Raw genomic sequence first — 24,943 nt, 5'->3', positions numbered from 1 at the left:
GACAGTGACTAGCCATGTCGAGTTGAGTGATGCCCACCTTTTGGCGGCCGTTCGCGGCGGCGACAGCACGGCCTACGGAGCGCTCTACACCCGCCACGCCGGCGCGGCCAGACGCCTCGCGTACACGCTCGTGCGATGTCCCGCGGACGCCGACGACCTCGTTGCCGAGACGTTCGCGAAGGTCCTGGCCGTGCTGCGCGCCGGCCGCGGACCGGACGTCGCCTTCCGCGCCTACCTGCACACCACGCTGCGGCACGTGCGGTACGACCGGATGCGGCGGGACCAGCGGATCGAGTTCACCGACGACCTCACCCGGTACGAGCGAGGTGAGCCGTTCCAGGACACCGCCGTGCGGCAGCTCGAGCGGGCCCAGGCGGCGCGCGCCTTCGCCCAGCTGCCCGAGCGGTGGCGCACGGTGCTGTGGCACACCGAGGTCGAGGGTGAGCCGCACGCGCAGGTGGCGCCCCGCCTGGGGCTCACGCCGGGTGGGGTGGCCGCCCTGGCGTACCGGGCGCGCGAGCGCCTGCGTCAGATATATGCGCGGGAGGCGTCCAGTGCGGGGTGACCAAAACCGGTACCCTCGACTGCGTGTCCGCAACCGTCACGGGTGAGCCCTCGGCGTCTTCCGATCCCAAACCAGGGCCCCTGCGCCGGCTCTGGGAGCGTTTCGGGCACCTTGTCCACGAGCTTGGCAAGTTCGGCACGGTCGGCATCCTGGCGTTCGGCCTCGACCTGGTGCTGTTCAACATCGCCCTTGCCGTGCTCGACATGGAGTCCCTGACCGCCAAGGTCTTCTCCACGGCCATCGCGGCGACCTTCGCGTTCGTCGGCAACCGGTTCTGGACCTGGCGCCACCGCGCACGGTCCAACCTCGCCCGGGAGTACATGCTGTACTTCGTGCTGAACGCGATCGGCCTCAGCTTCAGCCTGCTCACACTGGCCATTTCGCACTACGGCCTGGGCAGCGTCTGGCCGGTTTTCCAAAGCCCGATCGTCGATAACATTTCCGCAAACATCGTGGGCACCGCGATGGGCACCACATTTCGTTTTTGGTCGTACCGGCGCTGGGTATTCCTGAATCCCGATACACAGCCCGTGCCCGCGACAGTTACGGAGAGCAAGTAGCGGGAGTGACCTTCAGCAAACCTCCAGCCGGTCGCGGAGACGCGGCCGCCAGACTGCCGTAAGGTGGCCGAATGCGTCTTGTCCGCCTGCTGCCCGAGCGTTGGCAGAAGTTCGTCAAGGAGGCGCTGAAGTTCGGCGCGGTCGGCGGTGTCAACACCGTCCTCAACTACGCGCTGTTCAACGTTCTTGTGCTCACCGTCCTTGCTGACGGGCAGCTGAAGGCGACCGTCTTCGCGACGATTGTGGCAACCACTTCGTCGTACTTCATGAACCGGCACTGGACCTTCGGCGACCGGTCGAAGTCGGCGATGCGTCGCGAATACGCGCTTTTCTTCGTCTTCAACGCGGCCGGTCTCTTCATCGAGCTGGGCGTGCTGGCGATCGCCAAGTACGGGCTGGACATCCACGGCCTGCTGGCGCTCAACCTGGTCAAGACCGTCGGCCTGGTGCTCGGCATGGCGTTCCGGTTCTGGTCGTACCGCACGTTCGTCTTCAAGCCGCAGCCGGTGGGCGTCGCGCACCAGCACCACCTCGACCCGGTCGCCGAGATCGTCGACGCGCTGGAGGAGCCCACGCCGTCGGCCACCGTGCCGGCGCAGGCCCGCACCGGCGAGGCGGACTTCCAGGAGCTGACCGAGCCGCTGGAGGCCGAGCTCGCCTCGCCGATCGACGACGTGGCGCTCGACGCCGAGCTGGCGGTGGAGCTCGACGCGGCCCGCCGCTCGACCGCGCACTAACCCACAAGCACCGCACAACACTGAGGGCGCCCCGAAGGGCGCCCTCTTTTCGTTGCCCATGACGCCTACTACGGCTGCTGCTGGGCCTCGCGGGTCTCGCGGTTGGCGTCCCGCATGATGTCGCGCATCTCCTCGTCGCCGAGGCTGTGCTTGTCGTGGTTGGCCTCGATCAGCTCGTAGAGCGTGGTCTGGACCTTCTCCACGGAGGGCATGTCGCGCAGCACCGACTGGCCGCGCTCACCGGCGGACTCGATCGTGAGCGTGCCGCAGCTGAGCAGGCGCTCGATGAACGTCTGGCTCATCGAGTGGTCGTTGACGCGGCCGAGCGGGATGTCCCGCCGGTCGCGGGAGAAGACACCGTGTTGCAGGATCACGCGCTCGTTGGTGAACACGTGGTGAGTGGTCCGCCAGACCAGGATCGGCCAGACGGTCAGCCAGAGCACGAGGACGAGCGCCACCGCCGCGACGACGTAGAGGCCGATGGTGCCGCCGCTGCCGTCGGGGAGGAAGATCCAGGCGGCAACCAGGCCGACGAGTGCCAACACCAGCACCAGTACCGGCCGGATCGCCTCCTTCCAGTGGGGGTGCATGTGCAGCACGACGTGCTCGTCCTTGGTGAGCACGTCTTCCGGAAAGGCCACGCCAACCTCCTCATTCACATTCGTGACGGGGCTGACGGTATCGGTTCAGCGCACGTGGAGCACGTCCCCCGCGGCAACGGATTGGCTGCGACCTTCGGCCGTACGGACGACGAGCTGCCCATCCGCGTCCACGGTGGTCGCCTCGCCGGCCAGTTCCTCGCCGGAGGGTAGCTGCACCCGCACGCTGCGCCCCAGCGTGCCGCAGTGGTGCCGGTACGCCTCGGCGAGGCCGGACGCCTCCGCGTCGCCGCCGGCGAACCGCCATTTCGCGTACCACCCGCCGAGCCCGCGAAGCAGCGCCCGCAGCAGCGGGTCGCGGTCGGTCATGGCCGCGCCGGCGAGCTGGAGCGAGGTGGCCGGCCGGTCGGGGGGCAGCTCGCCAGCGCGGAGGGTCACGTTCAGCCCGACACCCACGACCACCGCCGGCGGGCCGCCGTTGGCCACGCCCTCAGCGAGGATGCCGGCACACTTCAGGTCGCCGATCATGAGGTCGTTTGGCCACTTGAGCACGGCGGGCACCTCAGCCACCCGGGCGACGGTCTCCACCAGCGCGACGCCGGCGAGCAGCGGCAACCACCCGTACGCAGCGGCGGGCGCGGCCGGCCACTCCCGCTCCGGCACGGCCACGCCAGGCCGGAGCAGCATGCTCGCGGTGATGCCCGCACGGGGCGGCGAGGTCCACGCACGCCCCCTGCGCCCCCGCCCCGCCGTCTGCGCCTCGGCGACGACCACGAGGCCCTCCGGCTCGCCCTCGCGGGCGGCACTCGCGGCGTCAGCGTTGGTCGAGGCGGTCTCCGCCCGCAGGTCAAGGCGGGTCCACGGCCCGGAGTCGGTGACCAGCGCGTCCGTCAGCCGGCGGGCGTTGAGCGGCGGCCGGTCCAGGTCCGTGTACGGCGAGCTCACCCACCGAGCCTAGTCGCTGTTTCGCATACCCTTGCCGGCCGCGCCAGGCCTGGGCTGGCCCGACAATCTTTTGAGCAGGGCCTAAGAGCTTTGGGCTACCGCGATGTCCGCGGTGGTCCGGACCGTTGCTCCCGCGGCCTCACCCTCCGCTGTTGGGCACGGTCTCTCGGGGTGCGGGGCAGGCCCCGGGTGGCTCTCAAGCTGGGCGCACCAATGCGCCCACTCCCAGGGACGCGGCGCCCGTCGGGGTTCGTCGACTCGACGTCCGGAGAACCGCCCCGACCGCCACAGCGATCCCTCCCCTGAGGCCACCAATGCGCCTCCACTGCTCGCCGCCTCGCCGCGGCTGTGCGGCCTCGGACTCCGCGGCCAGAGCGGGGGTTCCTCAGCGGACGGACCCCTGCCACCGGCCGCGCTACTCCGCGAGAGGTCCACGACCGCCGGTGAGCACGATCCGACGAGAGCGGCAGGAGGTTCGACCGACGATCCATTCCACGCCGCCGCCCGAGCACGGCGGCCACGGCGCCCCGGCGGAACCACCGACCTGGACACCGTCTTTCCCACCCGCCCAACGCCAGCGAGCGCCGCCAGGCCCACCTGCCAAGCCCACGGCGGCTCCCCGCGCCCAGCACGCTCGCGTTGGGAGCGCACCGCGGGCTGGGCGCATTGGTGCTACCAGCTCTGTAGCGTCCCGCGGCCTGGACCCAGCCGCGGGCCGTGCGCGCCCGGATGGTTGTGCGACCGCGGAGGGTGAGGCCGCGGGAGCAACGGTCCGGACCACCGCGGACGTCGCGGTAGCTCACATCTTTTGGCTTTTGGGTTCGAAGGTTGAAACACGGGCTAGTCCGGGCCTTCGGTGGTGCGGGACATGTAGACGGTGCCACGCTCCGGTGGCACGTAGATCGGGCGGGTGCCGTAGTCGCTCTCGTCGAGTGGGATGTCGACCGCGTCGTACGGGTCGTCGTCGGGCCCGACGTAGTGCACCCGCTCGGCCGGCGGCGACTCGGCCTCCTCGTCGTCGAGGCGCCGCCACAGTGCCCGCCGCAGCGCGTAGAGCACGATCACCCCGCTCACGATGAGCGCGATCCCGAAGACCATCACGTTAACTACAACGAACAGGGCATTTGCCGCGAAACGACTCAGGTAATGTGCCGACTCACCGGTAGTTACGATCCAGTAGTGACCGTTCAGGAGAGCGCCGCCCCGATCGACGAGCACACCACCGCCGGCAAGCTCGCCGGCCTGGAGCGCCGGGTCGACGAGGCGACACACGCCGGTTCCGCCCGCGCGGTGGAAAAGCAGCACGCCCGCGGCAAGAAGACGGCCCGCGAGCGGATCGCGATGCTGCTGGACGAGGGATCGTTCGTCGAGCTGGACGAGCTGGCCCGGCACCGCTCCACCGCGTTCGGGCTGGACAAGACCCGGCCGTACGGCGACGGCGTGGTGACCGGCTACGGCACGGTCGACGGGCGCCCGGTGTGCGTGTTCGCGCAGGACTTCACGGTCTTCGGCGGCTCGCTGGGCGAGGTCTTCGGCGAAAAGATCGTCAAGGTCATGGACCTGGCGATGAAGACCGGCTGCCCGGTGATCGGCATCAACGACTCCGGCGGCGCGCGCATCCAGGAGGGTGTGGTCAGCCTCGGGCTGTACGGCGAGATCTTCTTCCGCAACGTGCGGGCCAGCGGCGTGATCCCGCAGATCTCGCTGGTGATGGGGCCTTGCGCGGGCGGCGCGGTCTACTCCCCCGCGGTCACCGACTTCACGGTGATGGTCGACCAGACGTCACACATGTTCATCACCGGGCCCGACGTGATCAAGACGGTCACCGGTGAGGACGTGGGCTTCGAGGAGCTGGGCGGCGCCCGCACCCACAACACCCGCTCCGGCAACGCGCACTACCTCGGCACGGACGAGGAGGACGCGATCGACTACGTCAAGGCCCTGCTGTCGTACCTGCCGTCCAACAACATGGACGACGCGCCGGTGTTCGCGGCGGAGTCCACATTGGAGGCCACCGAGGACGACGGCGCGCTGGACACGCTGATCCCCGACTCAGCCAACCAGCCGTACGACATCCACCGGGTCATCGAGCACGTGCTGGACGACGGCGAGTTCCTCGAGGTGCACGCGCTCTACGCGCAGAACATCGTGGTGGGCTTCGGCCGCGTCGAAGGGCGCCCGGTCGGTGTGGTGGCCAACCAGCCGATGCACTTCGCCGGGTGCCTGGACATCGCGGCGTCGGAGAAGGCGGCACGGTTTGTGCGCACGTGCGACGCGTTCAACATCCCGGTCTTGACTTTTGTGGATGTCCCCGGCTTTCTGCCCGGCACCGGCCAGGAGTGGGAGGGCATCATCCGGCGCGGCGCCAAGCTCATCTACGCGTACGCGGAGGCCACCGTCCCGAAGGTCACCGTCATCACGCGCAAGGCGTACGGCGGCGCGTACGACGTGATGGGCTCCAAGCACCTCGGCGCCGACCTGAACTTCGCGTGGCCGACCGCGCAGATCGCGGTGATGGGCGCGCAGGGCGCGGTGAACATCCTGCACCGGGCGGCACTGTCCAATGCGGAGGATCCGGCGGCGCTGCGGGCCGAGCTCATCACCGAGTACGAGGACACGCTCGCCAACCCGTACATCGCCGCCGAGCGGGGCTATGTCGACGCGGTCATCCAGCCGTCGCAGACCCGGGTGCAGATCGTGCGCGCGCTGCGGGCGCTGCGCACCAAGCGCGAGACCCTGCCGCCCAAGAAGCACGGCAACATACCGCTTTAGAGCAGGTCGTCGACGAAGGGCTTGACCAGCAGGTAGCCGCCCAGCGCGAGCGCGCCCAGGTTGACCAAACCGAAGAAGCCGACCCACACGATGCCGGGCACGTGCGTGACGCCGGCGAGCTGGTCGGCGTCGGAGTCGGGGAGCTGGCCGCGCGCTCGCAGTGTCTGCAGCTCGCCGACCGGGCGCACGCCGCCGAGGAGGAGAAACCACACGCTCGCGTAGGCGAACACCGACTGCACGTCGGGGGAAGCGAACCACGACACGGCGAAGACGACGCCGCCAGTGACCACAATGGACACTATGCCGAAGGCGTTGCGAATCATCACGAGCATCGCGAGCAGAAGCACCACGGTGACCCACAGCAGGAGCCGGATGCGGTTGCCGGCCAGCAGCCAGGCGCCGCCCAGGCCTATCAGCGACGGGGCAACGTAACCGGCCAGCAGCGTGAACGCCATGCCCGGACCGGTGGGCCGCCCCGCGGAGAGGGTGAGGCCGGAGGTGTCCGAGTGCAGCCGGATCCCGCGCAGCTTGCGCCCGGTGATCAGCGCGATCAGGGCGTGGCCACCCTCGTGCGCGATAGTGATCGCGTTGCGCGCCACCCGCCATGCCATCCGGGTCAGCACAACGGCGAGGGCCGCCACGCCGGTGAGGATCACCAGCAGCAGCGGCGGGTCAGGCTGGCCACCGAAGAGCCAGTCCCAGGCGTCTGTCAGACCGTCTACCGACATCACAGCCGGCGAGCCTAGCTCACGACGCTATGAGTGGGGCGGCGCCGGTGGCACCGCCCCACCGCGCGACTACGTGTTGTTAGCGAGTGCGATCAGACGGTCACGTGCGCCGTTGAAGTGGTTGCGGTCCACGTTGCCGGAGATGCCGGAGACGGCACCGCTGCTCGTGTACTGCCAGAAGGTCCAGAACGGTGCGCCCGGGGGAAGCGCGCCGACGGTGCTGGCCCAGCGGGCGACCCACAGTGGACTGGTGCTCCACGGGCCGCTCCAGCTGCCGGTGCAGGTGTTCCAGAAGCTGGTGGTGGTGTAGATGACCGCGTACCGGCCGGTGCGGGCGCGGTACTGGTTGAGGAAGCTCTGCACCCAGTTGCGCATGGCCGTGGTGCTGAGGCCGTAGCAGTAGGCGCCATAGGGGTTGGCTTCGAGGTCGAGGGCGGCCGGAAGCGTACGGCTGTCGGCGGACCACGCACCGCCGTTGCTGGCCAGGAAGTTGGCCTGGGTCGCGCCGGTGCTGCGGTCCGGCAGGGCGAAGTGGTACGCCCCGCGGATCACGCCCGCGTTGTACGCCGCGACGTAGTTGGTGTCGAAGCGGGGGTCGAGGTAAGACGTGCCCTCGGTCGCCTTGATGAACGCGAACTGGATGCCGGCGTTGCGCACGCTCGTCCAGTTGATCGCGCCCTGGTGGTTGGAGACGTCGATGCCGGGGGTCGTCGCGGCCATGGCCGGCGTGGCGGAGATGCCCACCACTGTCGCGGTCGCGGCCACCATGGCGAGTGCCGCGCTGGTGAGCCGGCGAAGGCCGGTGCGCGAGCGTCTAACCATGCCATCTGTGCTGGTGCTGGTCATAGTGCCTCCCCAGGACTAGGGACCAACAAGGATGGATATTTCTTGACATCTTTGAAGGAAACTAACCTTGATCGCAATAGATCCTGTGGAAATTTTTCGTAGCCGGCTCATGCACCCAACTCGGTCGCGACGCGTTGCCGTAGCTCGGGAAGCCGGGCGTAGAAGACGTCGCCGGGGCACTGAGTGGCGACGTAGTCGCGGTGGCCGACGATCGCCCCGAACGGGTCGAGCGAGTAGACGTCGCACAGCCACGCGCAGGTGCGTACCAGGGAGTTGAAGAGCGCGGCGGGTGGCGTCGCGGACACGTAGATGCCCTCGTTTTCGATGCCGATCGTGTGGTCGTTGTGGTTTGCGGTCTGCGCGCCGCTCACGTGCTGGCGCTCGTGGATGGCGCGGAGGCTGAGCTGCCGCCCTTCCATCACGTAGCCGCCGCGGCTGATCGTGAGCTGCTGTCCCGAGTCGATCCAGCCGTTCTGGTCCATGTGCAGGTCCTGGATCCACTTCGAGTGGCGGAAGGCCGCCGCCAGCGAGTAGTCCGTCGTGTTGGCGCCGGCCGTGTGGTGCACCACGATGTGGTCCGGCATGCGATCGAGGTAGCGGATCGACCCGGTCGCCGCGCGGGCGCCCCACTCCGCCCGGGTGTAGACCCTCGGCGGCGTCGCCGCGGCCTCAGCCGGTCTGGCGCCCAGCAGGACGCCGCCGGCTATCCCGGCGGCACCGGCGAGCAAGGTTCGTCGTTGTGGCACGAGAGACCTCCTTCGATGGATGGCAAAAGTTACCGTAGCCATCCATCGACGTGGAGGAAAGTGCCAGAGTCACGCCTCCAGGGCGGCGACCACCGCCGCGACCCGGGTGAACGCGCCCATGTAGATGTCCGGCCGGCGCGCGTCGAGCGCCCCGACCAGCCGCAACACGTCGCGCGCCTGGTCGAGCCCCTCGTCGGCCCGGCCCGCCGCCGACAGGTGCGCGGCCCGCTCACCCACCGCGGCCGCCAGCGGCTCGCCCCACTCCGGCGACACCTGCTCCAGCAGCAGGCGGTACACCGCGACGGCCACCGCGCTCGCGCTCGCCGCCGCCTCGTAGTCGCCGCCGCGCGCGTGCAGGCGGGCGAGCGTGCGGGCGGTCATCGCGTAGAAGCCGGCGGCGTCGAGCGGCAGCTGGTCGCGGGCATCGAGGTCCGCGTACCGGCGCAGCGCGTCGTCGGCCGCCGCCATCGCCTCGTCGGGCCGGTCGTCAGCTTCCAAGGAGGAGGCCAGCAGGCTCATCGCGCGCGCCACGCTCCGCTCCACGGCCACGTCGGGCGGGAGCGACAGGTAGGTGGTGACCGCGCGCCGCTGGCAGGTGACGGCTTCCTCGGTCAGGCCCAGCCCGGTGTACGTGACGCCGACGCGGGACAGCGCGTCGGCGTGGAGTGGCTCGAAGGTGGCCGGGTCGAACGCGACGAGGTCCTCGTAGATGCGGGAGGACTCCTGGATCACGGAGAGCGCGGCGGCCCGCCGGTCCATCGCGTTGAGCACCACCGCGTGGTTGTAGAGCAGGGAGGCGAGCACCCGGGGGTGCTGCGGGTCATCCGGCTCGGCTGTGGCGAGGTCCCGGCACAGGGCGATGGCTTCCTCGCCCTTGCGCCGGGACCTGTCCAAGTTTCCGCTGCGGTAGAGCTCCAGCGCCTCTCCCATGAGCTGGGAGATCTCGTCCTCCTGTGCGGAATAACCGCGCTGGAACTGCGTCATCCCGTACCCGCCAATCGTCCCGTCGGCCGGGGTCCATCGTCGCGGACCGGAGGTGGGGTCAGCAACTGCGAGTTATCGATTGACGACGTTGGGTTGTCGCCGCGATCCAACTCTCTGGACCACGACGGGATGATGCTGCCGCACTACCCACCAAGCGCCGAAGCCGACAACGACCGCGGACAGGGTGAGCAGCACGACCACGATGCCCAGGCTGTAAAGCAACAACACTCCGGTCATCGCCCAGAGCGCCACGCTCGGCTTAAGTACATGCTGTCGGTAGCTCACGGCGATAGCAGTACCCGTGTACGTCGCCGGTCATGCCGCCTTCAGCCATTCGCAGGGCGGAAACTCCCCACCACCAGCGCAAAGTTCTTCTGATTCTCGGCCCAGGTGGAGTCGAGCGTGGACCAGTAGATCCCATATGCCTGATTCGGCGAGGTGATGAAGCCGCGGTTGACGACGTGCAGGCGGTTGCCGCTGCGGCTCGTGTACGTCCACTCCCAGTCAGCGGCCTTGTCGAAGTAGTCGACGGCCGCGATCTTCACGCGCTGGTAGTCGTTGTAGTTGCCGCGCCGCGCCCGCTCCTGCTGCGTCCAGTCGGCCACCGGGTCGGGCTTGGGCTGGTCGGTCTGGTCGACGCCGAGCACGCGCCCCTCGCCGCCCCGCTCGCGGAAGAACACCATGGTGCCCTCCCTGCTCACCGACCATCCCTGCGGCGCGGCGACCGAGAAGCCGGTGCGGTCCGTGTACATCCGCCAGCCCGCCGGCAGCGCCGTGTTGCCGCCGTCGCGGGAGGGTGTGGGCGGCGCGGCCGTGGTCGGCGCGGCGGTGGTCGGCTCCGCGGCCGCCGTCGTGGGCGGCGGCTGCGCGGCGCTCGTGGCCGCCGGGCCCGCCGCCGTCGTGGCCCCAGCGCCCGACGGCTCCTCACCCCCACCGGCATTGAGAGCAATGATCACAACCAGCGTTAGTACGAGAAGAACGGCTGCTCCCGCGACCAACGCGACTCGGCCCAGGCGCGGAGCCGAGGGCGGCACCAGGAGCGGAGCGGCATCCGCCGCCTTCTCGACTGTCTCCTCGGCCTTACCCGGCACCACGGGCAGGAAAGCGTCACCGGGCTTGCGGGGCGCGGGCACGGCAAGCTTTTCCTGCTCGTCACCCTGCTCGCGCTCCGGCGTCGCGGTCTTGGTCGCGCCCTCGGCCTCGGGCTCCGGCACCACCTTCGTCGGCGGCTCGGCAGCCGCCACGACCGTTGTCGGCTTCGCCTCCGGCAGCAGGCTTGGACGCGGGGTCGCGGACGGACGCCGTACCCCATCCAGGAGGGAAAGCGTCGCGCGGGGCCGGCGGCCGGCCGCGCGCCGCAACATGCGGTCTGCATCCTCCGCGCTGATCCGCGCGGTCGGATCTTTACGCAGCAGGCCGTTGAGCACAGGCTTGAGCGCGCCGCCGTGGCGCGGCGTCGGCACCGGCTCGGTGGCGAGCGCGGCCAGCGTGCCGATCGCCGAGGGCCGCGCGAAGGGCGACTGCCCCTCGACCGCCGCGTAGAGCGTGGCGCCCAGCGACCACAGATCGGCCTCGGGCCCCGCGGTGCCGTCACGCGCCCGCTCCGGCGCGATGTACGCCGGGGAGCCGAGCACCAGGCCCGTGCGCGTGACGTTGGGATCGCCCGGCACGGTGGCCAGGCCGAAGTCGGTGAGCACGACCCGCCCGTCTTCGGCGAGCAAAACGTTGGCCGGCTTGACATCCCGGTGCACCACGCCAGAACGGTGAGCGGCCCGCAGCGCGCCCAGGACCCCGATGCCGATCTCCGCGGCCCGCGTGGGCGAGACCGGGCCGTCGCTGGCGAGCACGTCCTGCAGCGAACGCGACGGCACGTACTCCATCACGATCCACGGATCGCCGTCGGTGCTCAGCACATCGAAGATCCGCACGACGTTGGCATGGTTGAGCCGCGCGATGGCGCGCGCCTCGCGCAACGACCGCTCGCGCATCTCCTGGCGCTCTTCGGTCGTCAGCCCGGGCGGCGGCACCAGCTCTTTGATCGCGACCTCGCGGTGCAGGACCTCGTCGCTCGCCTTCCAGACCCGGCCCATGCCGCCCTGACCGAGCGGCTCGAGCAGCCGGTAGCGGTCATCGACAAGTTGGGTGGGCGCGGGAGACACCCGAAGAACTTACCCGGAGGAGATGCGGCGCACACCGGTGGATGTGTGGGTTTGTGACTGTCTTCTCTCTTGTACGCTGCCCCCATGTCGGAGCCGGAGCCGGTCATTCGGGTGACCCGGGGTGTGCCAACGGCCGAGGAACTGGCCGCCCTGGTCGGAGCGGTGCTGCTCCGCCGCAGGCCGGCGGCCGCGCAGACGCCGGCCGCGGCAGCGTCTGCGTGGGCCCGCAGCGCCCGTCCGGGTGCGGGGCGCACGGGCTGGCGGGGTTCGCTATCTTGATTCGCTCTTGAGAACACTTCCGCGCCGCGCCGCGCGATCTTAAATTCGCGCGTCACACGGGATTCGTGGCGCCTCCCGAGATCCTGGGATTCGCGCCCGCGCGCCACCCGGGCTCTTCCTTAGTCTTGTGCGTCAGTCTTGTGCGTCTGCCGCGGTTTGGGCCGCGGCCCTCGATCGTGGGTTTGCGGGCCGCGCGATATTCGGGAGCGGGTCCCTCGATCTTGGCTTCGTGACCGCGCGCGATTCGGGCTCGTCCCTCGATCTGTGGCCGCCGCAGTTTGCGCTGCGGACCTCGATCTTGAATTCGCAGCGGCGCGCGACTGCAGCTCGTCCCTCGATCTTGGGATCGTGGCCGCCGCGATTCGGAGGCATCGACTAATCTCGTTCAGGTAAAGCGTGCAAGCCCGTTTCGACTTTCGTCGGGAGGGCCGATGGGCCTACCAGCGGATGATTACGGACCTTCCTGGCTGGGCGGCTACGCCCAGATCGAGGCCGACATAGCCCGGATGGAAGAGTTCGCGGAAAAGCTTCGCGCCGAGGTCGTGGACAACTACGCGCCCCATCTCACCCACGTCACCGACGACATGGCCGTCGACCTGCCCGCCCCGCCGGAGACGTTCGACGAGCTGAGCAGCTTCCTGCAGACCCACCGCACGTCGCAGCTCAACACGTCCGACCTCGTCTACTTCTACCAAGAAGCCACGTGGGGCCTGGCCACCGCCGCCGCCGAGGTGAGCGCCCTTTACGGCGCGGCCGACGCCTTCGCCGCCGCCAAAGCGTCCGAAGTGGAGTCAGCCTTGGACCACACGGCCGCGGCCGCCCCGCCCACTCTCCCGGCAGCCCCGCCGCTGCCCCGGAGGACTGACGATGGCCTGGGAGAAAAGCGGCGTGCCCGGCACGGCGACCCGCACGAGCTGGTTCGACCGCGACGTGCCCGCGATGTGGCGCACACTCGAAAACCAGCAGAGCGACGACCACTGGCGCCTGGTGGCCGGCTGGCGCAAGGCAGCGGACCTCACCGCGATCCACTTGCGCCGCCTGGAGCACTACCGCACCAACCTGGTCGAGGCATGGCCCCCAGACCGCAACGCGGCGGCCGCCGCCTACGTGTCCCGCCTGGACTTCCTGATCCAGAACGTCCGCACCACCCACGACGTCGCCGCCGCCAACTACTCCACTCTCGCCGCCACGGTGGGCGCCCTCGCCTCAGCCCGCAACGACCTCAAGCCCTTGTACGACGAGTACATGACGAAGGCGAAGGCACTGACGGCTTACCGCGAGCTGGCCGCCTTCAACGCAGCGGCCGAGGGCTCCACCGTGATCGGCGCGGCGCCGGTGAGGCCGGATGACCTGGAGCGCTTGAACAATCGGGCGCGCGCCATCATGTACACGCTGAGCCACACCCTCGTGGAGGCCGAGGCCGCAATCCGCCAACCCCCGACGTACGAGCCAACCGTCCATTGGGATCAAGGGCGCGCAAACACATACGGGGATAGCGGCAGGCCATCTCCGACTACATCCGCTACCCGACCACCGTCCCCGGAACACCCAGCCGTGGACAGCACCCGAAGCGATCCCAACGCTGGCTCGACCCCGGCTTCGGCTATTCCGGGTACCGGCGGTCCGTTAGACCGCGTCATTTCACCGAGAGGCAAACAAAGCTTGACAGCGCGCGACGGGGAAATCGGACGTGGTCGTCATCCACGAGAAGCGACCGATGGATCCGGTGGTTCTCTGATTCATCAGGCACGAGGGACCGCGATAAGCGGCGGCATTATAGGCGCAAGTCCCGAGTTGGAAGATCGGCATGCACCACGAGCACCGCTCCGCGTAAACCCCGTCGGAGGGATTATTGGAGGACAACACGTCCGCGAACCAGCTAATCATCCATCAAGCATGATCTCACCAGTTCTTGGCAGTACAGCCGCAAGTCAGGGACTCCGAAAAGATCGGTCGGAAGCTCAACGAACCAGGGAAACAAACTGGGAAGTACCCAATGGAGTGCCTCCCGTCATCGAGCCGCGAAAAGTAGTCAAATATGATCCAGGCCCTGCAATAGGACTGGAACGCTGATTTGTCAACGATGAGATCGATCACCCTCGCGATTCTTGGCCTTGTGACTGTGATTTCACACGCTCCACATGTTGACCGGATCCGCAACGACCAGTGGCACTTGCGCTATCTTCAGGCCGCCGAAGCACATCGACACAGCCGAGGCGATGGGGTCATCGTCGCGGTGATCGACACGGGAGTTGATCGTCATCCTGACTTGACAGACAACCTCTTGCCTGGCGTCGATATTGATACTACAAACGACACTGGCCAGCACGATGTCGATTCCCACGGGACGGGGATGGCCGGCTTAATCGCAGCTCACGGCCTAGGACCGGATACAGGTGCTCTTGGAATTGCGCCGCACGCGCAAGTGCTCCCAATTCGCTATCAAGATCTAAGTAACCAGGGAAACAGCGATCGTATTGCTAGGAGCATCGCGTGGGCCGTCACGCATGGCGCGGATGTGATCAATATTTCCGGAGGAGGCGGCCCTGGGGAAGAACTTCGGAGCGCAATCGATGCCGCAGTTCGGGCGGACGTAGTCGTAGTAGCAAGCGCAGGGAATCGGCCCGCCGTTCGGGGTGTGACCTTTCCGGCGGCGTATGACGGAGTGCTTGCTGTTGGTGCAGTTGATCGGCAGGGCAACCACGCGGAAGTCTCGGTTTCGGGCAAGCAGATCGCCATCTCCGCGCCTGGCGTAGATATCTACAGCACCAGCTACAAAGGCCTCTACCGCAAAGGGACCGGCACCTCAGACGCGGCCGCGATCGTGTCTGGGGCTGTCGCGCTCGTGCGGAGTAAGTATCCAGAGTTGTCGGCGCCCGAAGTTGTGCATCGGCTTACGGCCACCGCCACCGACAAAGGCCCGCCGGGTCGCGACGAGCAATACGGCTACGGGGTTCTCAACCTCGTCGCGGCCCTCACCGCCGACGTGCCACCCCTCGGTTCCGCGACGACCGCCACCGCGACCCCGATGGCCCCGGCCCGGACAACGGCGGCAAAGGCAGCAGCCTCGCCGCCTGGCTAGCCGCCGCGGCAGCAGCGGCCGCGGCGACAATAGCCACCGGCATCGCGTGGCGCCGTCGGCAAAACAGGCACCGCAACCCGCCCGCGTAGAAGGACAGCGCCGCCGCAGGCGAAGCGAAACCGCGACCGCGTCAGCGAAGGTGGGCCTCCATCGCCGCCGCCATGGCGCGGGCCTCGGCCTCCGGCCCGTCGGAGTACATGAGCGTGGCCACCAACGCGCCCACCCGCACCACCACCATGTAGTCGGTGTTGGCGTCGCGCTGGATGCGGACCAGCAGCGAGTCGTCGCCGGCGATGCCTTCGGCTACCAGCGTCTGCTCGATCTGGGCGCCCTCGGGGTACCGGAAGGTCGGGCAGGTCTCGATGGCCCTGCGGATGTCGGCCAGGTTGGCGGTGGCGTCGGGGTAGCTCTCGACGATCTCCCAGGCGTACCACTCTCCGGTGGAATAGGCGAGGCCGCGGCCGTCGTGGCGGTTCGGGATCGTCGGGTAGTCGGCGGCGCGATAGTCGGGACAGCCGCTCACCACCGTCAGCCACGGCCACTCGCGGGCACCGCCTTCTAGTTCCGTGGTGGTCACGCCGGGCCGGGCTGCGAAGTCCGCGGGCCTCAGCAACCGCGCAGCCGATACCCCCGGCGGATCGACCGTCCGGGGCGCGGAGGTCGAGGGTGCGGGCGATGCAGTTGCGGGAGACGACGCCGGCGGCGCCGGTGGTGGCGGCGTGGGTTCGGGCTGGCCCGCCGTGCCGAACGCCCACCCCGTTCCCACGCCGGCCGCCGTGAGCACCGCGGACCCGGCCGCCAGCGCGCGGCGGTGGTTGCGTTGCCGGCCGCGGCGGCGGATCTGCTCGGGCGAGGCGAAGGGGGTTGGAGGCTGGCTGCCGCGCAGCTGCTCGAACAGCGCCGTGAGCTGCTCAGACATGAGAGTCCTCCGTCGGGTCCAGAGAGAGGAGTTCGGCCAGTGCGCGGCGTCCGCGGGCCAGGCGGGCCTTGACCGTGCCGGTGGGTACGCCGGTCTCCCGGGCCACCTCGGCCACCGGCAGGCCCACCAGGTGGTGGAGGACGATCGCGACGCGTTGGGCCATCGGGAGGCGGGCGAGCGCGTCCACTAGTGCGATGGCGTCGGCGTTGGGGCCGGGAATGGCGGGCGGTGGCCCGTGGCGGCGGTGTGCCAGGACCGCCGTGCGGGCGCGGCGCCAGCGACTGATCGCGATGCGTCTCGCTACGGTGCGTACCCATGCTTCGGGGTCGCCGTACTCGCGGATCGTCGACCACCGCTGCCACGCCCGCGCGAACGCCTCCTGCACCGCGTCCTGCGCTTCGGCGGCGTTGCCGGTGACGGCGTACAGGCAGTCGAACAGGCGCTGGCGACTCTCCGCGTAGAACGTGTCAAAGCTGTCGGTTTCCGGCACGGGCGACTCCCCAGGTTCCTCCGCGACGCGACCATTGCAGGGCTTCTACCAGGCCGAACCCGTGAGCGCGCCAAGAGTTGAATCGAACCTAGTCACGCCCCACCGTGCCGCGCGGTTGCATCGACGGACCGGCAAGTACCGTCATCACCGTGCGTACACGTCCTCAGGTCCCGCCACGCCTCGTCCTCGCCTCCGCCAGCCCGGCCCGTCGCAAGCTGTTGCAGGCCGCTGGCATCGAGCCGGAGATACTGGTCAGCGGCGTCGACGAGTCCGATGTCCACGCCGCAAACGCCGAGGAGCTGTGCCTGGAGTTGGCGCTGCGCAAGGCTCAGGCCGTCGCGGACCGGGTGCTCGCCGCGATCGTGTCCGGGCACCTGCCGCCCGGGGAGACGCTGGTGCTGGGGTGCGACTCGGTGCTGGAGTTTCAGGGCGAGATCTATGGCAAGCCAGGTGACGCGAGTGAGGCGTTCAAGCGGTGGCAGCACATGCGGGGTCAGTGGGGCGTCCTGCACACCGGCCACTGCCTGATCAAGGGTGACGTCCGCGCGGCCGCGGTGGCCTCGACGGTCGTGCACTTCGCCAATGTCAGCGACGACGAGATCGCGGCGTACGTGGCGACGGGCGAGCCGCTCAACGTGGCCGGCGCCTTCACGATCGACGGGATCGGCGGGGCGTTCGTCGACCGGATCGAGGGAAACGCGGGGACGGTGATCGGGCTGTCGCTGCCGCTGTTCCGCGAGCTTCTGGCCGACCTCGGCCACTCGATCACCGAACTGTGGGCGCAGCACCCTAGGCTCAACCCATGACCGTCAAGACGTTGCCCATGACCGACGAGCTCCACGCGTACGTCGTCGCGCACGGCACACCGCCCGACGAGATCATGCGTGACCTCATCGAGGAGACCGAGCGTTCGCTGCCGGCAAGCGCGCAGATGCAGGTGGCGCCCGAGCAGGCCGCGTTCCTGTCGCTGCTGACCAAGCTGGTCGGCGCGCGGCACGTGGTGGAGATTGGCACGTTCACCGGCCTGTCGTCGCTGGCGATGGCCCGCGGGCTGGTGGAGGGCGGCAAGGTCGTCTGCTTCGACATCTCGGACGAGTTCACGTCGGTGGCCCGGCGCTACTGGGAGCGGGCCGGCGTGAGCGACCGCATCGACCTGCGCATCGGTCCGGCGGCCGAGCGGCTGCGGGAGCTGCCCACCGAGGCGCACCTCGACCTGTCCTTCATCGACGCGGACAAGACCGGCTACCCGCCTACTGGGAGGAGCTCGTCCCGCGCACCCGGCCGGGCGGGCTGATCGTGGTCGACAACGTGCTGCGGGACGGGCGGGTGCTGGCGCCGCGCGACGACAGCGACAAGGCGATCGTGCACTTCAACGACATCGCCGCCCGCGACGAGCGGGTCGAGGTCGTCATGCTCCCGATCGCCGACGGCCTCACGCTGGCACGGCGCCGCTAAAGAGCCTTCAGAGCAGAGGCGCCTCTAAAGCAGCTTCAAAGCAGATTTGCCCCGGTCCGCATCAGGTGCGGACCGCATGCTCCCGCGGGCAGCGCGGAGGTCGGCGGCGAGCTGGCGCTCGCCGAAACCCCCGACCTCCGCTGCCGGGTCCGCGCGACAAGCCCGCAACCGCCTCACGCCGGGGTGGGCACGAGCAGGGCGCGCCGCAGCCGCAGCGCGAGCACCGCAGCCAACGCGATGAAGAGCGGCATCAGCAGGAACGCGCGGTGCGGACCCACACCGTCGGCCACCCACCCCAGTGCGACCGGGGCGACGCCGAAGCCGATCGCGGTCGCGTACATCGAGTAGGCCGAGGCGCGGTCGCGCTGCCCGTCGGCCACCGCCAGCGCCATCGAGACGCCGAGCGGGTAGTGCATCGCGTTGCCGACGCCGAGGACCATCAGCCCGAACGCGGCGATCCACGGCACTGGTGACAGCCAGAAGATCGCGAAGCCCACCACGCTGACGGCCAGTGCACCGAGCAGCAGCGGCACCGCGGGCAGGCGCCTGGCCAGGGCCGAGCCCACCAAGCGCCCCACGAACATCCCACCCACGATCGCCGCGACCGTGGCCGAGGCGGCACCGGGCGACATGCCGGCATGGGTGCGCAACACGTCCGCCGCCCACAGCGACAGGCACACCTCCACGGAGCCGGTCGCGGCCATCATCGCCCAGGCGAGCCAGAACGAGCGCGGCAGCCGGCTGCGTCCCGTGGCCACCACCGAGGAGGTGGCCACTGACGGGAGCCGTACCCGAAAAAGGAAACCGGCGGCGAAGACCAGCGCGATAAGGCCGACCACGACGGCGATCCCCGGACGCCACCCGAAGCCGGCGCTCACCGACAGGCCGATCACGATGGGCGCCACCACCCCCGCGCCCGCGGCGACCGCGTTGGCCTCGCTGATCGCGGCGGTGGCGCCGGCGCCGTGGTGATCGGCGAGCGCCGCGTTGACGCCGCTGACCACCATCGTGCCGAACGTCGAGGCGAGCACCGCGGCGGCCAGCGTCGCCGGCAGCGCCTCGAACGCGCACAGCACCACAACCGCGCCCGCGACCCCCGCCAGGGCGAGCCACAACACGCCGCCGCGGCCGAGGCGGCCGGCAAGCCAGGGAAAGGCGGACGCCCCGATCAGGGCGCCCGCCGCGAGTCCGGTGCTGTGCAGGCTCGCGACCGCCGCCGTGGTGCCCTGCTCGTCGCGGAGGAGGGGGACGACGGGCCGAATCCGTACAGGAAGAAGCCCCACAACCCGAGCTGCGCATACGTGAGCACGGTGACGCGGTCATGAACGAGCGGGGGCACGGTCCTTACGCTAGGCGCCGCGGACCGTGCCCCGGAGAGGTGTGAGACGCAGCTCTCAGCGGACGCTGCGGGCGAACGACCGGGCCGACCAGAAGAGCGTCAGCACGGTGAGCGCGCCGATGATGAGCAGGGCCTGCCAGACGCTGCTGTCGCCGGGGTTTCCGGCGAAGAGCGCGCGGGCGGCGTCGACCGCCCACGAGAACGGGTTGAAGTCGGCCACCGTCGCCACCCACCCGGTCAGCGGAAGAAGGATGCCGGACAGGAGCAGCAGCGGCTGTGCCACCCCGTTCATCAGAGGGGCCAGCGCGTCTTCGCTGCGCAGCTTGAGCGCGAGCGCGTTGGAGGCGGCGGAGAGCATCACGCCGATGAGGCCCAGCAGCAGGTAGGCCAGCAGCACGTCGCCCACCCGCACGGTGAGCCCGAACGGGATCGCCAGCACCGTGATGAGCGCGGCCTGAACGATCAGCGTGGCGACGTCGCGCAGCGAGCGGCCGAGCATCAGGGCGAGACGGCTCACCGGCGTGACCCGGCTGCGCTCGATGACGCCGGCGCGGAGCTCGGCGATAAGGCCGAAGCCGACGAACATCGAGCCGAACATCGCGAGCATCACCAGCAGGCCCGGCACAAAGAACCGGTACGCATCCGCGGCGGTGGGCGCCTGGAGCGCGTCCTTGAGGAGCGGGCCGAAGAGCAGCAGGAAGTAGAGCGGCTGGAGGATGCCGATCACGACCCAGACCGGGTTGCGGAGCACGAGCAGCATCTGCCGCTGGAAGATCAGCCAGGTGTCACGAAGCAGTTTCATCGGTCAGCTCTCCCGGAGGGAACGTCCGGTCTTCTCCAGGAAGACGTCGTCAAGGCTGGGGCGGTGCAGCTCGATCGTGCCGAGGTGGAGGCCGGCGGCGTCGATCTTGCGGAGGATCTGCGGAATCGCTGTGGCGCCCTCGTCGACGTAGAGGCGGAGGCCGTGGTCGACGGTCTCGAGCTTGTTGACATAAGCCTCGCCGTCGAGCAGCTGGGCCGCCTCGGGGGTCGAGCCGTTGAGCCCCACGGTGACCACGTCGCCGGCCACGTCGCGCTTGAGCTCGTCGGGCGTGCCCTCGGCGACGATCTCGCCATTGTCCATAATGGCCAGTCGGTCGCAGAGCGCGTCGGCCTCTTCGAGGTAGTGCGTGGTGATGAAGACGGTCACGCCCTCGCTGCGCAAGCGGCGGATCTCATCCCACATGTGTGCGCGGCTCTGCGGGTCGAGGCCGGTGGTCGGCTCGTCGAGGAAGACCACCTTGGGGTCGTGGATGATGCCGAGCGCGATGTCGACGCGGCGGCGCTGGCCCCCGAATACGTCTTGCACTTACGATCCGCATACTCCGTGAGCTGGAAGGCATCGAGCGCGCGGACCGCCCGGCGCTGCGCCTCGGCCTTGCCGATCCCATACATCCGGGCGTGCAGCACCAGCTCCTCGCGGGCGCTCACCTCATCCCACGTGCTGCCGCCCTGCGCGACATAGCCGATGCGCCGGCGCACCTCGCCCGGGTTGCGGCGGAGGTCGGCGCCAGCGATCGTGGCCTCGCCGCCGTCGGGCTCGATGAGCGTGGCGAGCATGCGCAGGGTGGTCGTCTTGCCCGCGCCATTTGGCCCCAGAAAGCCGAAGATCTCGCCCTCGGCCACGAAAAGGTCGACGCCTCGCACAGCGTCGACCGTCTTGGTCTCCCGCCCCTGCCGGGAGCGGAACGATTTCCGCAAGCCCTTTGTCTCGATCATGAACGTCGCTCCCCGTCGGACGTGTCTGTATGCCGCCACACGCTAACGCGATATAGCGCATCTAGTCAAGGTTGATTATTTCGCGATCTATCGCCGCTCACTCGACCTGCTGGCGCCACTTCTCCCACTCCTCGCTCGCCGGAGGCAGCTTGGCGGGCAGGTACGACACTCCCGACTCGACAAGCCCGGCCACCCGCTCACACCAGGCGATCTCCCCCTCGTTGCGGGCCACCATCAGCTCCCACATCCACGTCACGTGCGGCGGCTTTTCGCGCAGCCAGCCCTTTTCCGCGGCCGCCTGCACGGTCTCGTTGGCCACCCGCAGCTGGGCCACCCGGTTGCGCAACGCCGCCACGGCCTCCTCGCGGGGCAGCGCGGGCAGGAAGGACAGGGCCGCGAAGAACGGGTCGGTGACCGTCTTCATCTCCCACCAGTAGCCGCGCAGCAGGTTGTCGAACTCGTCCTGGCCTTTGGGCGTGATCTCGTACGTCGTGCGGGCCGGGCGGCTCCCCACCTGCTCGGTGGTGACCTCGCGCAGCAGCCCTTCCTCGGTCAGCTTGCGCAGAGCATGGTAGATCGAGCCGGGTTGGACATTCGCCCATTTATCAGCGCTCCAGCTGAGCAGCTCGCGCCGTACGTCATAGCCATGGACCGGCTGCATCCAGTTGACCAGACCGAGGATCATCATGCGGGTTGTCGACACCCCACAAGCGTAATAGACAAGTTTGACTAACCTACTAGTAACTTCCTGGCTCCGTCTGGTCGTACACTCCGGTTCATGCGCAGGGTCCTCATCGCCAATCGGGGCGAGATCGCCGTTCGGGTCATCCGCGCCTGCCGCGACGCCGGCCTGGCCAGCGTCGCCGTGTACGCGGACTCCGACCGGGACGCCCTCCACGTGACGCTCGCCGACGAGGCGTACGCGCTGGGCGGTGACACGGCGCCCGAGACCTACCTGCGCATCGACAAGCTCGTCGACATCGCGCGGCGGGCAGACGCGGACGCCGTGCACCCGGGGTACGGGTTTCTGGCGGAAAACGCCGACTTCGCCGAGGCGGTGATCGCCGCGGGGCTGACCTGGATCGGCCCGACCCCGCAGGCGATCCGCGACCTGGGCGACAAGGTGACCGCGCGGCACATCGCGCAGCGGGCCGGCGCGCCGCTCGTGCCCGGTACCCCCGATCCGGTGGCCGGGCCGGAAGAGGTGGTGGCCTTCGCCCGCGAGCACGGGCTGCCGGTGGCGATCAAGGCGGCGTTCGGCGGCGGCGGGCGCGGCCTGAAGGTCGCCCGCGACCTGGACGAGATCCCCGCGCTGTTCGAGTCGGCGACGCGTGAGGCGGTCGCCGCGTTCGGGCGGGGCGAGTGCTTCGTCGAGCGGTACCTCGACCAGCCCCGCCACGTCGAGGCCCAGGTGATCGCCGACCAGCACGGCAACGTGATCGTGGTGGGCACCCGCGACTGCTCGCTGCAGCGCCGCCACCAGAAGCTCGTCGAGGAGGCGCCCGCGCCGTTCCTCAACGACGACCAGCGCAAGCAGATCCACGAGTCGGCCAAGGCGATCTGCCGCGAGGCCGGCTACCACGGCGCCGGCACGGTCGAATATCTGGTAGGCCGCGATGGCACGATCTCGTTCCTCGAGGTCAACACCCGCCTCCAGGTCGAGCACCCGGTGACCGAGGAGACCGCCGGCATCGACCTTGTCCGCGAGCAGTTCCGGATCGCGGACGGCGAGCGGCTGCGGCTGGCGGCCGACCCGACGCCGCGCGGCCACTCGATCGAGTTCCGGATCAACGGCGAGGACCCGGGCCGCAACTTCCTGCCCGCGCCCGGCACCGTCACCCGCCTGCGCCTGCCCGAAGGCCCCGGCGTCCGGGTCGACACCGGCATCGAGAGCGGCAACGTGATCGGCGGCAACTTCGACTCGCTGCTGGCCAAGGTGATCATCTCCGGGGAGACCCGCACCGAGGCGCTGGAGCGCGCCCGCCGCGCCCTCGACGAGATGGTCGTGGAGGGCATGGCGACAGCGCTACCGTTCCACCGCCTGATCGTCCGCGACCCCGCGTTCACCGGCGAGCCGTTCACCGTGCACACCCGGTGGATCGAGACCGAGTGGGACAACACGGTGCCACCCTTCGCCGGCGCCGCGGCCGCCGGCGAGGCCCAGGAACGCGAGACCGTCGTGGTCGAGGTCGGTGGCAAGCGCCTCGAGGTCAGCCTCCCCGCCGGCTTTTCCTCGGGTACCCCCAACGGGGCGGCTCGGTCCAAGGGCGGCGCTCCGCGCCGGACCAGGGCGGGACCGCTGCCGCGGCTGCCGGTGGGGACGCGCTCACCTCACCCATGCAGGGCACGATCGTGAAGATCGCGGTGGCCGACGGCGACACGGTTGCCGAGGGCGACACGATCGTGGTCCTGGAAGCCATGAAGATGGAGCAGCCCCTCAACGCCCACAAAGCGGGAACTGTGACCGGGCTCACCTCACAGGTCGGCGATGTCGTCACCGCGGGTGCGACCATCTGCCAGCTCAAATAGGCTGCCCAGAGTGCGGTTTCTCAACGGCGCGGCGCCCGCGCACGACCTGACGTACAGCGACGTCTTCATGGCACCGGTCCGCTCAGAGGTCGGTTCGCGGCTTGACGTCGACCTGTCCACCACCGACGGCACCGGCACCACGATCCCACTCGTCGTCTCCAACATGACGGCCGTGGCGGGCCGCCGGATGGCCGAGACCGTTGCCCGGCGCGGCGCGATAGCGGTGATCCCGCAGGACATCCCGTTCGACGTCGTCGCCGACGTGATCGCCTGGGTGAAGCAGCGCCACCTCGTGCACGACACGGCCATCACGCTCGGCCCCACCGACACGGTCGGCGACGCGATCCACCTGCTGCCGAAGCGTTCACACGGCGCGGTCGTGGTGGTCGACGACGACGGGCGCCCGGTGGGCGTGGTCAGCGAGGCCGACTGCGAGGGCGTCGACAGGTTCGCGCAGGTGCGGCACGTGATGTCGACCGAGCTGCTGACCGTCCGCGCGGAGGCCGACCCGCGCGAGGGCTTCGACCGCCTCGCGGGCGGGCGGCGCCGCTTCGCGCCGGTCATCGACATCGACGGCCGCCTGGTCGGGGTGCTCACCCGCCAGGGCGCGCTGCGCGCCACGCTCTACCAGCCCGCGCTGGACGACAAGGGTCGCCTGCGCATCGCCGCCGCGGTCGGCATCAACGGCGATGTCCGCGGCAAGGCGGCGGCCCTGCTGGAGGCCGGCGTCGACACGCTTGTCGTGGACACCGCCCACGGCCACCAGGAGCGGATGCTCGCCGCGCTGCGGGCGGTCCACGCGCTCGATCCCGGCGTACCGGTCGCGGCCGGCAACGTCGTGACCGCCGACGGCGTACGCGACCTCGTCGACGCCGGCGCGGACATCGTCAAGGTGGGCGTCGGGCCGGGCGCGATGTGCACAACCCGCATGATGACCGGCGTGGGGCGGCCGCAGTTCTCCGCGGTGCTCGACTGCGCGACGGCCGCCCGCGACCTGGGCCGCCACGTGTGGGCAGACGGCGGCGTGCGGCACCCGCGCGACGTCGCCCTCGCCCTGGCCGCCGGCGCCTCCAACGTGATGATCGGCTCGTGGTTCGCCGGCACGTACGAGTCGCCCGGCGACCTCTACACCGACGTGGACGGCCGGCGGTACAAGGAGAACTTCGGCATGGCATCGGCGCGCGCGGTCAGCGCCCGCACCGCCGACGACACCCCGTTCGACCGGGCCCGCAAGGCGGTCTTCGAGGAGGGCATCTCCACCGCCCGCATGTACCTGGATCCGGCCCGCCCCGGCGTCGAGGACGTGATCGACGAGATCGTGGCCGGCGTGCGCAGCGCGTGCACCTATGCCGGCGCCTCGTCACTCAGCGAGCTGGCCGAACGGGCGGTCGTGGGAGTGCAGAGCACGGCCGGCTACACGGAGGGCATGCCGCTGCCGACGAGCTGGTAGC

At 69.7% G+C, this 24,943-nt stretch carries 24 protein-coding genes and 3 pseudogenes; 11 read left to right on the top strand and 16 right to left on the bottom strand.

Going from position 1 to position 24,943, the window contains the following annotated elements; all coding sequences use genetic code 11:
- Positions 1–4: 4 nt before the first annotated feature.
- The 3 genes from Phou_RS23075 (at position 5) to Phou_RS23065 (ending at position 1,862) form a co-directional block, all read left to right on the top strand.
- Positions 5–565, top strand: coding sequence for an RNA polymerase sigma factor (locus Phou_RS23075; RefSeq protein ID WP_173057907.1), 561 nt, complete (start codon positions 5–7; stop codon positions 563–565).
- A gap of 23 nt (positions 566–588) precedes the next feature.
- Entirely contained in the window at positions 589–1,125 is a 537-nt protein-coding gene (locus tag Phou_RS23070; RefSeq protein WP_173057906.1) for a GtrA family protein, read from the top strand.
- A 71-nt stretch (positions 1,126–1,196) separates the two neighbouring features.
- Positions 1,197–1,862, top strand: a complete 666-nt coding sequence (locus Phou_RS23065) for a GtrA family protein (protein ID WP_173057905.1) — start codon at positions 1,197–1,199, stop codon at positions 1,860–1,862.
- Positions 1,863–1,930: 68 nt separating this feature from the next.
- Here the strand turns inward: Phou_RS23065 and Phou_RS23060 are convergent, their stop codons facing one another.
- The 3 genes from Phou_RS23060 to Phou_RS23050 all read right to left on the bottom strand — a co-directional run bounded on the left by Phou_RS23060 (position 1,931) and on the right by Phou_RS23050 (position 4,504).
- Positions 1,931–2,503, bottom strand: a complete 573-nt coding sequence (locus tag Phou_RS23060) for a PH domain-containing protein (protein WP_173057904.1) — start codon at positions 2,501–2,503, stop codon at positions 1,931–1,933.
- Between the two features lie 45 nt (positions 2,504–2,548).
- Positions 2,549–3,406 carry a biotin--[acetyl-CoA-carboxylase] ligase gene (locus Phou_RS23055; protein WP_173057903.1) on the bottom strand — a complete coding sequence of 286 codons (858 nt, stop codon included), beginning with the start codon at positions 3,404–3,406 and terminating at the stop codon, positions 2,549–2,551.
- Between the two features lie 840 nt (positions 3,407–4,246).
- Positions 4,247–4,504: a hypothetical protein gene (locus Phou_RS23050; protein WP_173057902.1), complete on the bottom strand. Its 258-nt coding sequence runs from the start codon at positions 4,502–4,504 to the stop codon at positions 4,247–4,249.
- An 81-nt stretch (positions 4,505–4,585) separates the two neighbouring features.
- Between Phou_RS23050 and Phou_RS23045 the strand changes: the two genes are divergently transcribed.
- Positions 4,586–6,178 carry an acyl-CoA carboxylase subunit beta gene (locus Phou_RS23045; protein ID WP_246273689.1) on the top strand — a complete coding sequence of 531 codons (1,593 nt, stop codon included), beginning with the start codon at positions 4,586–4,588 and terminating at the stop codon, positions 6,176–6,178.
- On the opposite strand, the gene Phou_RS23040 is transcribed toward Phou_RS23045, so the two are convergent.
- The 6 genes from Phou_RS23040 to Phou_RS23015 all read right to left on the bottom strand — a co-directional run bounded on the left by Phou_RS23040 (position 6,175) and on the right by Phou_RS23015 (position 11,641).
- On the bottom strand, positions 6,175–6,909 hold the full coding sequence (locus tag Phou_RS23040; RefSeq protein WP_173057900.1) for a M50 family metallopeptidase: 735 nt from the start codon (positions 6,907–6,909) through the stop codon (positions 6,175–6,177). The genes Phou_RS23045 and Phou_RS23040 overlap by 4 nt on opposite strands.
- A gap of 66 nt (positions 6,910–6,975) precedes the next feature.
- Positions 6,976–7,728, bottom strand: a complete 753-nt coding sequence (locus tag Phou_RS23035; protein WP_173057899.1) for a lysozyme — start codon at positions 7,726–7,728, stop codon at positions 6,976–6,978.
- A 131-nt stretch (positions 7,729–7,859) separates the two neighbouring features.
- Positions 7,860–8,498 (bottom strand): peptidoglycan recognition protein family protein, encoded by a 639-nt coding sequence (locus tag Phou_RS23030; protein WP_218579067.1) that lies wholly within the window; start codon positions 8,496–8,498, stop codon positions 7,860–7,862.
- Between the two features lie 69 nt (positions 8,499–8,567).
- Entirely contained in the window at positions 8,568–9,482 is a 915-nt protein-coding gene (locus Phou_RS23025; protein WP_173057897.1) for a tetratricopeptide repeat protein, read from the bottom strand.
- A gap of 72 nt (positions 9,483–9,554) precedes the next feature.
- Positions 9,555–9,767 (bottom strand): hypothetical protein, encoded by a 213-nt coding sequence (locus tag Phou_RS23020; protein ID WP_173057896.1) that lies wholly within the window; start codon positions 9,765–9,767, stop codon positions 9,555–9,557.
- Positions 9,768–9,808: 41 nt separating this feature from the next.
- Positions 9,809–11,641, bottom strand: coding sequence for a serine/threonine-protein kinase (locus Phou_RS23015; protein WP_173057895.1), 1,833 nt, complete (start codon positions 11,639–11,641; stop codon positions 9,809–9,811).
- 84 nt (positions 11,642–11,725) lie between these two features.
- Between Phou_RS23015 and Phou_RS23010 the strand changes: the two genes are divergently transcribed.
- The gene (locus tag Phou_RS23010; protein ID WP_173057894.1) at positions 11,726–11,920 is read left to right on the top strand and encodes an acyl-CoA carboxylase epsilon subunit; all 195 of its coding nucleotides are present in this window, start codon (positions 11,726–11,728) and stop codon (positions 11,918–11,920) included.
- Between the two features lie 437 nt (positions 11,921–12,357).
- Here the strand turns inward: Phou_RS23010 and Phou_RS23005 are convergent, their stop codons facing one another.
- Positions 12,358–12,570, bottom strand: a complete 213-nt coding sequence (locus Phou_RS23005) for a hypothetical protein (protein WP_173057893.1) — start codon at positions 12,568–12,570, stop codon at positions 12,358–12,360.
- Positions 12,571–12,787: 217 nt separating this feature from the next.
- Between Phou_RS23005 and Phou_RS23000 the strand changes: the two genes are divergently transcribed.
- Both Phou_RS23000 and mycP read left to right on the top strand, forming a co-directional pair.
- A complete protein-coding gene (locus tag Phou_RS23000; protein ID WP_173057892.1) occupies positions 12,788–13,993 on the top strand; it encodes a hypothetical protein in 1,206 nt (401 codons plus the stop codon).
- Positions 13,994–14,003: 10 nt separating this feature from the next.
- On the top strand, positions 14,004–15,002 hold the full coding sequence (gene mycP, locus Phou_RS22995) for a type VII secretion-associated serine protease mycosin (protein WP_173057891.1): 999 nt from the start codon (positions 14,004–14,006) through the stop codon (positions 15,000–15,002).
- 130 nt (positions 15,003–15,132) lie between these two features.
- Here the strand turns inward: mycP and Phou_RS22990 are convergent, their stop codons facing one another.
- Positions 15,133–15,921, bottom strand: a complete 789-nt coding sequence (locus tag Phou_RS22990) for a hypothetical protein (protein ID WP_173057890.1) — start codon at positions 15,919–15,921, stop codon at positions 15,133–15,135.
- Positions 15,914–16,411, bottom strand: coding sequence for a SigE family RNA polymerase sigma factor (locus Phou_RS22985; protein ID WP_173057889.1), 498 nt, complete (start codon positions 16,409–16,411; stop codon positions 15,914–15,916). The genes Phou_RS22990 and Phou_RS22985 overlap by 8 nt, the downstream gene beginning before the upstream one ends.
- 149 nt (positions 16,412–16,560) lie before the next feature.
- Between Phou_RS22985 and Phou_RS22980 the strand changes: the two genes are divergently transcribed.
- The gene (locus Phou_RS22980; RefSeq protein WP_173057888.1) at positions 16,561–17,217 is read left to right on the top strand and encodes a Maf family protein; all 657 of its coding nucleotides are present in this window, start codon (positions 16,561–16,563) and stop codon (positions 17,215–17,217) included.
- A pseudogene (locus tag Phou_RS22975) lies at positions 17,214–17,866 on the top strand (O-methyltransferase). The gene Phou_RS22980 and the pseudogene Phou_RS22975 overlap by 4 nt, the downstream one beginning before the upstream one ends.
- A gap of 173 nt (positions 17,867–18,039) precedes the next feature.
- On the opposite strand, the gene Phou_RS22970 reads toward Phou_RS22975, so the two are convergent.
- The 4 genes and pseudogenes from Phou_RS22970 to Phou_RS22955 all read right to left on the bottom strand — a co-directional run bounded on the left by Phou_RS22970 (position 18,040) and on the right by Phou_RS22955 (position 21,666).
- Positions 18,040–19,149 (bottom strand): MFS transporter, encoded by a 1,110-nt coding sequence (locus tag Phou_RS22970; RefSeq protein WP_246273688.1) that lies wholly within the window; start codon positions 19,147–19,149, stop codon positions 18,040–18,042.
- A 111-nt stretch (positions 19,150–19,260) separates the two neighbouring features.
- On the bottom strand, positions 19,261–20,007 hold the full coding sequence (locus Phou_RS22965; protein WP_173057887.1) for an ABC transporter permease: 747 nt from the start codon (positions 20,005–20,007) through the stop codon (positions 19,261–19,263).
- A 3-nt stretch (positions 20,008–20,010) separates the two neighbouring features.
- A pseudogene (locus tag Phou_RS22960) lies at positions 20,011–20,963 on the bottom strand (ATP-binding cassette domain-containing protein).
- 97 nt (positions 20,964–21,060) lie between these two features.
- The gene (locus Phou_RS22955; RefSeq protein WP_308784468.1) at positions 21,061–21,666 is read right to left on the bottom strand and encodes a PadR family transcriptional regulator; all 606 of its coding nucleotides are present in this window, start codon (positions 21,664–21,666) and stop codon (positions 21,061–21,063) included.
- A gap of 75 nt (positions 21,667–21,741) precedes the next feature.
- On the opposite strand from Phou_RS22955, the pseudogene Phou_RS22950 reads away from it, so the two are divergent.
- Together Phou_RS22950 and Phou_RS22945 are read left to right on the top strand one after the other, a co-directional pair.
- Positions 21,742–23,492, top strand: a pseudogene (locus Phou_RS22950) (acetyl/propionyl/methylcrotonyl-CoA carboxylase subunit alpha).
- 10 nt (positions 23,493–23,502) lie between these two features.
- Entirely contained in the window at positions 23,503–24,942 is a 1,440-nt protein-coding gene (locus tag Phou_RS22945) for a GuaB1 family IMP dehydrogenase-related protein (protein ID WP_173057886.1), read from the top strand.
- Position 24,943: the final 1 nt, after the last annotated feature.

Source organism: Phytohabitans houttuyneae (assembly GCF_011764425.1).
In the GTDB taxonomy this organism is placed as follows: Bacteria; Actinomycetota; Actinomycetes; order Mycobacteriales; family Micromonosporaceae; genus Phytohabitans; species Phytohabitans houttuyneae.
This window is presented reverse-complemented; position numbering and strand designations above follow the sequence as displayed.

What these genes read in the sequence shown, in the direction of transcription:
- Phou_RS23025 (WP_173057897.1), bottom strand. Translation starts at nt 9,482, where the DNA reads ATGACGCAGTTCCAGCGCGGTTATTCCGCACAGGAGGACGAGATCTCC.
- Phou_RS22965 (WP_173057887.1), bottom strand. Translation starts at nt 20,007, where the DNA reads ATGAAACTGCTTCGTGACACCTGGCTGATCTTCCAGCGGCAGATGCTG.
- Phou_RS23010 (WP_173057894.1), top strand. Translation starts at nt 11,726, where the DNA reads ATGTCGGAGCCGGAGCCGGTCATTCGGGTGACCCGGGGTGTGCCAACG.
- Phou_RS23000 (WP_173057892.1), top strand. Translation starts at nt 12,788, where the DNA reads ATGGCCTGGGAGAAAAGCGGCGTGCCCGGCACGGCGACCCGCACGAGC.
- Phou_RS22990 (WP_173057890.1), bottom strand. Translation starts at nt 15,921, where the DNA reads ATGTCTGAGCAGCTCACGGCGCTGTTCGAGCAGCTGCGCGGCAGCCAG.
- Phou_RS23050 (WP_173057902.1), bottom strand. Translation starts at nt 4,504, where the DNA reads ATGGTCTTCGGGATCGCGCTCATCGTGAGCGGGGTGATCGTGCTCTAC.
- Phou_RS23065 (WP_173057905.1), top strand. Translation starts at nt 1,197, where the DNA reads ATGCGTCTTGTCCGCCTGCTGCCCGAGCGTTGGCAGAAGTTCGTCAAG.
- mycP (WP_173057891.1), top strand. Translation starts at nt 14,004, where the DNA reads ATGAGATCGATCACCCTCGCGATTCTTGGCCTTGTGACTGTGATTTCA.
- Phou_RS23035 (WP_173057899.1), bottom strand. Translation starts at nt 7,728, where the DNA reads ATGGTTAGACGCTCGCGCACCGGCCTTCGCCGGCTCACCAGCGCGGCA.